8 protein-coding genes are annotated in these 12,444 nt (G+C 50.4%); all 8 read left to right on the top strand.

Features of this window, described 5'->3' with window-relative positions:
* The first annotated feature begins 901 nt into the window (after positions 1 to 901).
* Positions 902 to 1,429 carry a roadblock/LC7 domain-containing protein gene (locus ACR0KJ_RS16895; protein WP_480627220.1) on the top strand — a complete coding sequence of 176 codons (528 nt, stop codon included), beginning with the start codon at positions 902 to 904 and terminating at the stop codon, positions 1,427 to 1,429.
* Positions 1,430 to 1,540: 111 nt separating this feature from the next.
* The gene (locus tag ACR0KJ_RS16890; protein WP_170734041.1) at positions 1,541 to 2,218 is read left to right on the top strand and encodes a response regulator transcription factor; all 678 of its coding nucleotides are present in this window, start codon (positions 1,541 to 1,543) and stop codon (positions 2,216 to 2,218) included.
* Entirely contained in the window at positions 2,205 to 3,575 is a 1,371-nt protein-coding gene (locus ACR0KJ_RS16885) for a sensor histidine kinase (protein ID WP_480627219.1), read from the top strand. The genes ACR0KJ_RS16890 and ACR0KJ_RS16885 overlap by 14 nt, the downstream gene beginning before the upstream one ends.
* A 90-nt stretch (positions 3,576 to 3,665) precedes the next feature.
* Complete coding sequence (locus ACR0KJ_RS16880) at positions 3,666 to 3,992, top strand: hypothetical protein (protein WP_480627218.1); 327 nt, start codon at positions 3,666 to 3,668, stop codon at positions 3,990 to 3,992.
* Positions 3,993 to 4,553: 561 nt separating this feature from the next.
* Entirely contained in the window at positions 4,554 to 5,918 is a 1,365-nt protein-coding gene (locus ACR0KJ_RS16875; RefSeq protein WP_480627217.1) for a sensor histidine kinase, read from the top strand.
* Positions 5,919 to 7,199: 1,281 nt separating this feature from the next.
* Positions 7,200 to 7,784 carry a restriction endonuclease gene (locus ACR0KJ_RS16870; protein WP_480627270.1) on the top strand — a complete coding sequence of 195 codons (585 nt, stop codon included), beginning with the start codon at positions 7,200 to 7,202 and terminating at the stop codon, positions 7,782 to 7,784.
* 41 nt (positions 7,785 to 7,825) lie between these two features.
* Complete coding sequence (locus ACR0KJ_RS16865) at positions 7,826 to 12,196, top strand: NACHT domain-containing protein (protein WP_480627216.1); 4,371 nt, start codon at positions 7,826 to 7,828, stop codon at positions 12,194 to 12,196.
* A 9-nt stretch (positions 12,197 to 12,205) separates the two neighbouring features.
* On the top strand, positions 12,206 to 12,444 hold a 239-nt coding region (locus ACR0KJ_RS16860), incomplete at its 3' end, for a hypothetical protein (RefSeq protein WP_480627215.1).

Here is a 12,444-nt window from a genome sequence, read left to right as displayed (position 1 = left end):
GCGTGGAATCTAAGTTAGCGTTTTCGCTGGCTAAATTTATCAGATGATCAATTAATTATACTTTGCAGCCGCGTGAGTGATCGGGTCCGATATGTTTACTTAATGTCAGCTTGCATCAGACCTTCAGTCAGTTCACTTCCCGTCTGAGAGTATTTAATGCTTTCGTATTAAGTCCTTCTACCTGAAAAAATGCAGAGGCTTCTCAACCGTTTTGTGGAGCTTGACCAGATCGTAACAGCTTCTTAGCTGGTTGTGCCATCGCATAATTCGTCAGAAGTCTAGCGACTTTCCTCAATAGACCAACAACTTGCTTGCCTTCATCCGTAGAAGGCATAGCAAGTGTTTCAGCGTTAAGCCAAAGCCGGTGTCTGAATGCTCGCAAGGACTGTTGATGAACCACTGGCGCCAAAGCTTCCAGTTTTCGTCAACGTAAAAACAAATTCTTACAAATGTTTAAGCTTTCTGAAAGGTCGGTTAAAACTCTGAATACTCTACGGACCACTTAGTCGTTTGGTAACGAGGCGAAGGTCTGATGCTGAGTTCTGTTTTATCCGTTTTGGCTGGCGTTCTTTTTGAGCTCGGTCATTTGTGGCCCGCATTCCTTCTTGGTTCGGAAAGTGTACTGGCTCTTACAGCCAACACTGCCCAATATTTGGCCCTTGCCTGCGTTGCCGCACTGAGTTTTTTGCACAGAGGGCACAATAACTCCCGAGACCCAAGCACCGCAGTTTTGAAAGTGACATCAGAACCCAAGTGTCTTCCCCGTCAAGGGACAGGCGATCTCCCTTGTTTGGATGACAGATTGGTTGATCAGCTGTTTCTTCACGCCCAAGCAGTTCGAAGCAACAGGCAACCAGTTCGACATTCTACTTCCACGATCACAGCGAGAATTGGATAGCAAATGTCGAGACATAAAGGTGATGCCACCTCTGTGCTGGCCAGATTTGGCGAAAGGTTTGGCTTGGTTCAAAAACTCGTCATTACCATCCCACCTGCAAACAACAGTACTCGTCCAATCAATCAAATGCGCGGTGCGGGTCAGATCAACAATTCTAAGGCTAAAAAGGAGCCAAACATGTCGTTGGACATTTCTAAACTAAGTGAAATCAAAGGTCTTCTAGGGGCGTGCCTCGTCGACAGCGATACAGGCCTTACATTAGGCGCAGAAGGCGGTTCCAAGTTTGATCTTGATACTGCCGGGGCAGCGAATGTTGAAGTCGTTCGTGCCAAACTTCAGGCAATTGAAGCTTTGAAGCTTAACGATACCATCGAAGACATTCTGATCACACTTGGCAAACAGTTTCATCTGGTTCGTCCACTGGACAAAAACCCAAACATTTTTGTGTATGTCGCGTTGGACAAGAAGACCGCCAATCTGGGGCTCGCCCGATTGCAAGTAAAAGCTGTTGAAGAAACGCTCAGCCTCTAGTCTGCAACGAAATGCCAAATGGACTTAGCCATCCCGTTATGGCTGAGTTCAGTTAACCCCGCACTGGTAACTGCGATAAACGGATCCAACGGTAAAGTCGGAGGTCTTGAAATGAAAATACTCGTCGCAGAAGACGACAAAAAGACCGCCGAATTTGTCAATTCCGGGCTAAGATCGAACGGTTTCAGTGTGGAGTGGTATGATGATGGTCGAGATGCTCTCTCATATTGTTTGTACAACGAATGTGACGCCATAGTCTTAGACCGTATGTTGCCCGGAATGGATGGTCTCTCTGTTCTCAAGGCCCTGAGGGCCGCGAAGAAACAGACCCCAGTTTTGTTCCTCACATCAATAGGCGACGTTCAGGACAGAGTTGAGGGTTTGACCGAAGGTGCGGATGACTACCTGGTTAAGCCTTTTCATTTTTCAGAACTTCTGGCGCGCCTAAACAGCATTATCAGACGACAGCCGACCAGCATTGCCTCAACTGGGCTTCAAGTCCACGATCTTTCGATGGATCTGCTCAGCAGGGTGGTGAAAAGGCAAGACGTTACAATAGACTTATTGCCCCGTGAATTTGCGCTGTTGGAAGTTTTGATGCGGAATGCCGGTCGGATCGTGACACGCAACATGCTTTTGGAGCAAGTCTGGGACTACAACTTTGATCCAAATTCGACCGTGATTGAAACGTATATAAGTCGCCTGAGGTCGAAGATCGACAAACCCTTCGAGACGCCACTTTTGCACACGTCTCGAAACGTTGGATACAGCCTTCATGGGCCGCTTTAGCATTCCCTCAGGAGTCCCGTTCCGATCGGCTTGTTTCGCAGCATTGATAGTCTGGATCATAACTGCTGTGTTTGGCTATGCTGCCTACTTAGCGCTTGCAGACAGGCTTCGCAGTGATCTCCAGCTACAAATCCTCGATGAAGAGCTCTTGCTTCATGAGATTTTACTGGACGGCGGCTCAGAAGCAGTTCAGCGAGCAATTGAACATTTGAATAGTCCCAATCGAACTGGGCTTCACGTAGTCGCGCTGTTCGACCAGAACGGTTCAGCACTTGCTGGATCAGTTGCGAAAACGCCGGATACGATAGGTTGGCACGAGGTCGATCCGGATTTTTTGCAACTTGGTGGGACCGCCCCGGTCTATCTTCTCCATATATCAGAGTATCTTGGGTATCGCACAGTGGTCGCCCGCAGCCTGACAACACTTCATCAGGCTTTGACAACCCTTTGGGAAGGGTTGTTGCTGCTGACGCTTTCGACAACTGCCGCTGTCCTGGGTCTTGGCTACTACTTCAGCGCTCAAGACCATCGAAAACTTCAATGGATTGAGCGAACCCTCGATCAGGCCTTTCAAGAAGATATCAGTCTTCGTCTTCCCGTGTCAGATACAAGCGACCTATGCGATCGAATTTGCCATATGGTCAACCGACGTCTCGACTGGATTTCGAGCTCACTCAACTGTGCTCAATCCACTGCGGTCACAATTGCCCGCGATTTGAGGAGCCCTTTGACGAACGGGTTCATGGCTTTACAAAAGGTATATAGCGAAGTTGAGTATGGTGGTGACCCGCGACCAAGCCTCGACGATTTAGAGAAAAACCTTAGTCGCATCAGAACCGCCTTCGACACAATACTCAGAGTATATCAGATCGAGGCGGGCGGGCATGAGATAAGCTTTCAGACCGTCAATTTGAGTGCGCTCGTTGAGAATGTGGCAGAGGCGTTTCACCCGGTCGCCGTCGAAGCAGGTAAACACATCACCGCTGATTATAACGCCGACACAATTTTGATACGGGGCGACGAAAACATGCTGCAGCGGCTGCTCGTCAATCTTGTAAATAACTCACTCCGGTTTTGCCCTCCTGGATGTTGGATCAGGATTTCCCTTACGGCCACGACTGAAGCGATACAGCTGGTTGTCGAAGACAACGGACCGGGGGTTCCGGATCCACAAATCAGCAAGATTTTTGACGCGTTTTTCCGAATTGACCACCCAAAAAACGACACCGGAAATGGGCTCGGCCTATCGCTTGTTAAGGCCATCGCAATGCGGCACGGCGCACTTATCACCGCAGAAAACAACAAACCGGGCCTGCGGGTATGTGTGAGTTTTGGGAAGCCTCCGATTGCGGCCTGAACACAAGCTGAAGATTTGTGCTGCTTAGAATTCTAACCATCACCTGGACCACTCAAACCTGAAAGCTCAACCTCTTTGATCGGAAACACAATGATGAAAAATGCAATATTCCTAATGGCACTATTGCCTGCGAGTGCAGTGACGGCGGGCGAGACAATATTCCAATGCACGTCAGAAACAAACGGAGAAGTAGTTCAGGTTTTTCAGGATGCCGACCTCTCAGAAGCGCGACTGATAGTGCAGGATACAGAAGGCATGGCCTCTGTCGCACACGGCCTGGATGGCGTAACATTTATCCACATCAAGCCCGACGAAGTCTGGACGTTGGTGCTCCATTTTCCAACCATGACCTATGAGTTGTCCACTCATGGTGCCACACCAATCGAAGATCACGGACATTGCACAAAGGGTGGATGATCAACGCAAATCACTCGGTGTTCACTGGGTAGATCGCAAAAACCTTTCAAAAACGTAAGGATGGTGAAAACCCGCTGGCAAGATCACGTTGCAGAAGATGCTGTCAGGTTCGGAACTGAAGCCGAATACTCGACTGAGGAAGCACTCGTACCCCTTCTTGAGGGTATTACCGGTGCCGTGAAGACACGGACCACTCACTCGTAAGCAAGCTTCCCTCAGTCAAAGCAGCGCGCCCTTCCTCCCCCTCGGAAGGGCGCGTTGCAAGTTCACTTAATCCTGCTTTCTGTTGCTTCCTAATACCGGCCGTGAACTCCTTGTGCGTTGACTGTGAAAAGTGGCGCGCTGTGCACAATCAAGTGCAGCATGTATGGACATCAACGGCTTGACTCTACTGAACTTCGCGGGGACCGCATCGCCAGTGTTGCAACACATTCGGCCAAATTCCCCATTCTTCGACTGAAAATGCAGCTAAAACCCTCAGATCACATACTTGATCCGTCAGAACAGGTTCGTCGTTAGCCGAACCACATGGTGACGACGACGTAACCGGACTAAAGAAGAATGAAACGCTCAAACATTGTATCTGGAGCAGCCTTTACTACCGCGTTGTACGCAGCGGTGGTCATACTTCTTTCGGTTGCAGCATTGGCATTTTTGACATTTGAAAGAATTCGTGGCGACTTGCAGCGTGAAATGGACTCGTTGTTAATCGACGAAATGCGTTTCATTCAGGAAATCCTGGACGATAACGACAACGATTCCGATGTCGTACAAGCGATTGATGACGCGACACTCAGGTTGCCGTTCGACACGAGTTTGATTGGTCTGTTCGATAGCCAAGGGAAGCGTCTGGCTGGAAACATAGACGAATTCCCTTCCTTTCGAGGCTGGGGGGAAATCGAAGATGATGGCATTAACTTGGGCGGTGAAAAACGTATCCATCGTGTAAATGTGCAAACCTACCGTGGCTTCGTAATCGTGGTTGGTCGCGATCTTGCATTTGTAACAAGCACACTTCGATCGTTGGCTTGGTCTTTGGTTGCAATCGGATTAGGAGCAACGCTGTGCACGCTGTTGGTTGGCTACATCACCAGCATAAGAACATATCGCAAACTTGATCAAATGGCGAAGACGCTCAACAAAGTCTCAAGAGGGGAAGTCAAAGCGAGGCTTCCGGTCGGCAAGAACAATGATCAGATAGACCGGGTTTCAAGGCTAATGAACAGCCATCTCGACAACCTGACTGCTTTGATGTCAACAACACGATCAGCCGCTGCGGCCATTGCGCATGATTTGAAGAACCCGCTCACCCACGCTTACATCACACTTCAGCAAGCGAAGGATTCACTGCAATCGGACGGTCAATCTGTCGAAGCTATTGACCAAATTCAATCTGAACTTGATCGGCTCAAATGGACCTTTGAAACAGTTTTGCGGATCAATCGCATCGAAGAAGGCAACAGTTCAAAAGCGTTCAGCTATCTGGATTTGAATAGACTGGGTCGAGAAGCTGTTGAGAACATGATCCCGCTAGCGGAAGTGAAGGCACAAAGCCTTAGTTTTGTGGAGAACCAATCAGGGCGCACACTAATCGAAGGCGATGAGGGTATGCTAAAACAGCTCTGTGCAAACCTTTTGCAGAACTCAATTGATCATTGTCCAGAGCATTCCAAGGTTCTGCTGATCGTTGAACAAGAAGAAAGCATCGTTACGCTTTCGGTAGTCGACAATGGCCCTGGCGTTCCAGAAAACACACTAGGTAAGCTTTTTGTTCCTTTCTATAAACTGGAAAGTGAACGTAACAGTGTTGGGAATGGTTTGGGGTTGGCGCTGGTGAAAGCTATTGCAGACCACCATTCGTCGCTCTTAACTGCCACAAACAATTCACCTGGGTTGACTGTTTCAATTCAATTCGAAGTTGCGTAAGGGCACTTAATAGGTGAGCGAACCTATCTTGGTGTTTGCGAAACTTGGGACCGAAGAAGGTAGTCGAACAACCAAAGCCGGGAGAGACTGTCTCGAAACAGCGACCATTCAAGGTGCCGACAGGGCGGGGATGCCCCGCTTTGATGTAATCAGGTAATTCGGCGTATCTAAACAAACCCAATATCGCTGACGGAAGCAATTCGTCGCGATGGGTGTGGATAAATTAGTGGACCTAGATTGGCTATAGAAGAAGAGGCTGCTGAAACTAGCTGAGTCGGATTTAACGTTGTACAACTTAATCCTGATGATGGCTTTAAACGGCAACTTCTTAGGCCAGCTGGTCGTTGTGCGTGCATTGACCGTGTGTGCTTCTGGCTCAGCGTCTTGGAAACGCCCCGGTGGCCGACATCGAATACCAGAACCGTTTTGAAATCGGTCTAATCGGTCTTGGTATGGTTGGCTGACTGCCTAAAGCCCGTGCGGCCTGGAATATTGAGCTGCTTTGATGTGATGGAAAACCTTTGAGTCGCAAAAGGCAAAACCAGTGTGCCCATTAAAAGTCGAATGACCCAAAATCAATGACTTACTGGTCGCCGAATGGCAAAACTATGTGTCGCCCTACAGCTTGTTGAACGTCACACGAACCTGACCCAACCGTCACAGTTGGACCAGAAATTCAGTGAACGTTCGACATCGGAAGGCGCCCCCAACGTTGGATATCAGTTGAATTTGATCTTTGAGTCATCAACTAACACGCCGCCCCGATTTCATACTCCCGCAGACATTATGGTTTGATCTGACATCCATATCGGAAAATCAGAGCTGATTTGTAGGTCAGACAGCGAAGCTGCCTGTTCCTGCTAATCTGCCACGTGGCGAACGCGGGAGGGGGCGAGGCAACGCTATTCGATAGGGGTGGTGCGGCCCGCAGGCACAGCCGAGGACACGGCCTGTCTAATAGGGTTACCCTAGGGGGAGGGCAGCGCCCTCACCCTGACGGCCAGGGGCGTTTGGCTTGTCCAAATCCCGCTGGCCCACGAAAGGAATGAGGCGTGAAGGATGATAGCCACCATTGACGATCATTAAATTCCCTTAATAGCGAAAAGTGACATTCGGCCCATTCCCGACCTTCAAGACATAGACGAGATGCTGCACTCGCAGCACACATAGCCGACATTGATCCAGGTAGCTCACTTTACGGGCAAATGACCTTGTTGTCGAACCTGGGCTAGACATACTCCTCTCAAAACCAAACTTTTCAGGACTTGTTAGTTGAAAGCTGTGACCAACCCGAGGTGGAACCCCCACAATCCAATCGAGATTGCGCCAGAAGTCTATGAAAAGCAGGTTGTTTCTTGGCTGCGATCTGCGGGGCAGGAGCTTCAGGGTTTCACTGTCAGTCACCTAGAAAAGATAAATGGCCATGGTGGAGAATACAGTATTGATGGCTGGGCAGAGTTTGAGATTTTTGGCGGTACAAAGATCTGTGTCCTTGTAGAGTGTAAAAAGCACCGACGGCCAATAGAGCGAGATGTCATACTGGGTGTGTACGCAAAAGCCCAAGCAGTTGGTGCACAAAAGTCTATTGTATTTTCAACTTCGGGTTTTCAGAAAGGGGCTATCGAGTTTGCCACGTCTGCCGGTGTCGCACTTGTGATATTCGTGGATGGTAAACTTACCTACGTCACTCGGAGCAGAGAGCCGCTATGCGCAGCAGGCTATCCACCCGATCTGCCAGATTTTGCAGGACAATTGATTTGGTCTGAAGGCAATAGAACCTCTATTTCGACTGTTACTGATGATCGTATCAACCCATTGGCACAGTGGTTCAGGTCTGACAGAGAGGGCCCATTTCGTCAGCATTAAGCCTGCTTGGAAATAGGCACTAGTAAGAGAGTATTCATCTTTTGACCTCAGATTATGTTTCTTTGTCCCGACGGTTTTTGGAAGTCACCCCCAGCGACTTTGAGAACGAGTCCGAAAATATCTGGGCTTCTCTCGCGACGCGCGAGACAGGAAAAAAGTGGGAAGAAATTCTCACCAACGATGTTTCTATTCTCCTTGGGACCGCTGGATCTGGCAAAACAACTGAAATCCGTCAGCATGTGAAGCGCCTCGTTGAGGAAGGGCAAGACGCATTCCTGATGCGCTTGGAAGCGCTACAGGATGGAGCTTTGGCTAACTCATTCGACTTTGAATTGGATGACCAAGGCGACCGATTTGAAAAATGGAAGCGATCAAGAAAAGGCGGATTCCTGTTTTTTGACGCGCTGGACGAGGCCCGCCTACCGTCTTCACGCAATGAGAGTGCGCTAGAAAAGGCCTTAGACGTTGTCTCACTTGAAATTGGACGCCGCCGAAGCCCTTTGCGCGTTCTAGTCACCAGTCGCCCAAGCGAGTGGCTTGGGGAGCGCGATATTAGACGTCTTACTCGTTTCATAAAAAAGACACGAGATGCAAAACAGGACTTGGGAGAGGACGACCCGACACACAGGATTTATCGCCTAGCACCACTGGTGAGCGGGGACATTGAGAAACTTGCTGTTTCTCGTGGCGTAGAGCCCACGGGCTTTATTGGTGCCGTGAACGACCACCTTTCCACTGCCCTAATCCAGCAACCGCTGGACGCGCACCTATTCTTAGATGTTTGGGAAAAGGCCATTAATGAAGGTCGCTCATCGCATGACGTCTTCAAATCAAGACTCCAAGTCATGCGCGAACTGGTAGGGTGGCGGCTATTTGGACGATCTGAAAATAAAGATCGCTTGAACATTGACATTCACCGGGCACGCAAGGCCGCAGCAAAACTTGCAGCCTTCGTGGTCTTGTCGGGTAAACAGGATCTTTCTGTCCAGCCGTTGGCGGCCGTTGATGCCATGAATGCAGCAAATGTCCTGTCTACAGATGTGGAAGCGTGGACCACGACAGAAGTTCGTCAGCTTCTCGCAAGCGGGCTGTTTCAGCCCTCTGTTGGCGGTCGCATCAGGTTTGCGCATCGGGAGATACGAGACTTCCTTGCAGCGGAGCATTTCGACGAAAGCTTGCGAGCCAGAGCACATTCCGAAGCAACAATCGCGCCACTTTTTGCCGACGGTCTTGGGCGTCGGTCGATCCCACAGTCAACAGAACACGTCATGGGCTGGTTGGCGGCCTTGAATAGCTCAGCGAAGGCTGTTGTGTCGAGTGTGAGACCGGCGCTGCTTATCGAGACTGGAGACCCAAAGTCACTTTCTGTCGGCGACAAGGAGATCGCGCTACGCAGTCAAGCACGTCTGTATGATGACCTTCGATACAGAGGTGAATGGTTCTATCATGATGATGTAAAGCGCTTCACGCACCCTGACTTGTGGCCCGTAGTTGACGAGCTTCTGGACCAATCCAGCTCTCCTGAATTGACCGACTTTTTGATCGAGGTCGCTCGGTTCGGAAAGATGCGACCGCTTGCTGCCAAACTGGCGGGCTATGTCGAAAATTCTGGAATTGGCTATCGTAGCAAAGCGGAAGCGTGTGCTGCCCTCGATGAAATAGGAGACGAGTCATTTCGCCTTGATGTGCTGTCAGAAGCCCTGACAACCAAGCCGCCGGACATCGAGGATACGGATTCTGCTCCGAACTGGAATATGTTCCTGTTGAAGGCATTGAAGTACAGCTTTGGTGAAGCCAACTTGCTCGACGGGATTGCCATTCTTTCGAGAATTCACCGAGAACGCTCAAACTATTCATCCGCAACATCTCAGTATTTGATCGAAATATTCGAAGGCCTTCCTAAGCTCCAAAAGCAGACTTGGCTGTCAATATTGCTGCGATTTGCGTTTACGGGCCGTTCCGAGGATCGGTACCGAATGCCAAGCGCATCGGCCCGGTACCGAAGGTTTTTGCCTGCCATCATCTATCTGGCGTCGGAACTGTTGCTTGATAGGGATTTGCCCCCTGACGACGATGACTTGCTTGATGCCATTGAGATGGCGATGGGCAAGGATGACAGGATAGACGTATTCGGTCGCAAGGCACCGACGCAGCAACTGGCCGATGGCCTACGAGCACGTCCCGACGTCAAGCACGCTCTGGTTCAACGAAGAGTGGATCTTTTCTCTGATCGCGTTCAGAAGAACCGAGTCCCGTTCGGGGTGATCTACCCCCTAGAATTTGATGAAAACGAGGAACACGGAGGGGTCTTCGATCAATCCGATGTGTCTCACTACTGCGAGTTTGCTGCAGAAACCACCGACCAGTCCGAGCGGGCATTTCTACTCGACTTAGCCCAAACAATTCTGGTCAATCTCCGCGGCGCAGAACACAACAATGCACTACGTTTGTTCAGGAGGTATCTGAAGAAATACGGGGACGACGATCAACGGCGGCAGTTCGGCGTTACCGGTTGGTTTCTGCGAACAAAAACTCGTTTCCAGCATCAGTATCGCTATGCCGCCCAAAGGTGGCTCCGGGACAAGAAGAAAGCCGTTAAGTCATGGAGAACCGCCCGAAAAAACCGAAAATTCATCACGAGCAACCGCAAGAACATTGCTGCTGGCGAGTTTGACAACAGCAATGCGGTTTGGCTTTTCGATAAAGCCCCAAGTGGTCTTGGTTCAGGAACGATCCGCGCAGTCCAGGAGGAATACGGATCTGAGATTGCCCAGCTATTCAGTGATGGCCTGCGGCAATACTGGAAGGCCCATGATACGAGCTACGATGAACGACGAACATACCTCGGCCACATCGGCCTAGCTGGCATCAACTTGGATTACTCATTCGGAGAGTTGCCCAGCGATGCCGAGCTTGCACGCAAAGCCTTCCGCTACGCATTTCACGAGTTGAACGGATTTCCTGAGTGGGTTGACGAGCTAGCGCACAACTTTCCAAGCCAATTTTGCTCTGAGATCAAAGGTGCGTTGCTTGCGGACTTCAACACGGAGCGAGGTGATGACGACCACCACGTGTCTGATTGCGTGAGTAAGATCGCCTACTCTGGCGGGCGTACTAGAAGCTTAGTAGCGCCGATGCTCCTTCGGATGATGATGCGCGATCTTCCACAGAACCGTCGTGATAGAATGCTATGTTTAGACATCGTGGCACGCGCGCCTTCTGTCGAACAAGGCCACATTTCAAGGTTCCTTGCCTCGGGTTATCGAGCGGCGTTGACTCGGTTTGATTTCAGAGAGGCGTGGGTTTGGCTTGATAGTCTGATGAACGCGAACTCGAACGCCGCTAGAAGCTTGTTGGTCTCGACCTTTGACGATCTCGAAAGCGCCGGGCAGAGGGCGCTGTTTTTCGAATACTTGGGGCGCGAGGGAAACAAGCCTGCTCTAGAGGAAGGATCAGACCCTGTGCGAGGTGAGTTTAAGCAAGATCCAATTCTTCTAGAGTGGTTGGTTCAAGCATCTTACTTGGCATGGCCTCCCGAGAACGATGTGCAGCATGAGACTGTGTACTCGCCGGGTAAAGCTGACCACGCAGAAAGCAACAGGCGAAACTACACAAACATGTTGGCGGCCTTTCAAACACCAGGCGTTGTCAGCGCATTTGGGAGACTGGCCAAGTCAAAAACGCTTGCGGGCTACCGGGATACTTTTTTGTACCAGATCGAGCTGATGAAACGAGGGGCCGGAAGAAGGCCTGAGTTTTCACCCGATGAAGCAATTCGGTTTCTCAACGATCAGTCCAAAGCGCCCACGACTGTGGACGAGTTCAGGGAACTTTGCCAATCGCATCTAACGACGCTCCTCGAAAGGCTGCACACCTCCGACGATGATGAGAGCGCATTCTTCCGACGAGGAGAAGCGAAGGAAGGCGATTTAAGAAATTGGCTGGCAGCTCGGCTAAGAGACGCAGGGGAACAATACTACACGGTGATCAGGGAGCAAGAAGTCGCGGGTGAGAAGCGACCTGATATCAGGCTGCACTCGAGAGCGGACGCTTTGGGGAAGGTTTCAGTTGAGATTAAGCTCGCAGATATGACGCATTGGACCGGTGATCAGCTGGTCAACACCCCCGGCGAACAGCTTTCAAAACAGTACTTGTTTGAGCCCTCATCCCACACGGGCATCTATGTTCTCGTGAATGCGGCTCGTCCGAGAAAGGTCGAGAAAGACAAGAAGACTAAGAAAGTTAAGAGAAGCGCCTTCCGAAAGTCCGTCAAAGGCCAAACGGTGAACTTTGCAGAACTCGTTGCACTCGTTGGAGATAAATGTGCGGAAGTAAATGATGGCCTCGTTGACGGTAAGATGGTGGTCACAGTTACGCGCGACATCTCCGAGAAACCGTCCGACACCATGTAAGCGGATTCTGTGAACCAAACGGCCGCATTGCAGGTCTACCTATTGAAGGCTGCACTCGCGGCGAACTTCCGGTTTCCGCCCGATTCTTACAGTAAACAACTGGACTTTGGGCTGTTCGGAAGCGGTACTGACGACGGTCAAGATTCGCTCGGAACAGCCGGGCTCCACTCAGTACAGGGCGCAGGATCAGCCTGTGCCCGCAAAGTGGAGACATCAATGACAACTTCATGTGATACGGAAATCAAAAC

It is taken from the genome of Ruegeria sp. AD6 (genome assembly GCF_056542325.1).
The sequence above is the reverse complement of the archived record's forward strand: the minus strand, read 5'-3'. Positions and strand labels throughout refer to the sequence as shown.

Bases quoted from the DNA above. Each gene is read 5' to 3' on its own strand.
- ACR0KJ_RS16895 (WP_480627220.1), top strand. From the start codon at position 902: ATGTCGAGACATAAAGGTGATGCCACCTCTGTGCTGGCCAGATTTGGC.
- ACR0KJ_RS16890 (WP_170734041.1), top strand. From the start codon at position 1,541: ATGAAAATACTCGTCGCAGAAGACGACAAAAAGACCGCCGAATTTGTC.
- ACR0KJ_RS16885 (WP_480627219.1), top strand. From the start codon at position 2,205: ATGGGCCGCTTTAGCATTCCCTCAGGAGTCCCGTTCCGATCGGCTTGT.
- ACR0KJ_RS16880 (WP_480627218.1), top strand. From the start codon at position 3,666: ATGATGAAAAATGCAATATTCCTAATGGCACTATTGCCTGCGAGTGCA.
- ACR0KJ_RS16875 (WP_480627217.1), top strand. From the start codon at position 4,554: ATGAAACGCTCAAACATTGTATCTGGAGCAGCCTTTACTACCGCGTTG.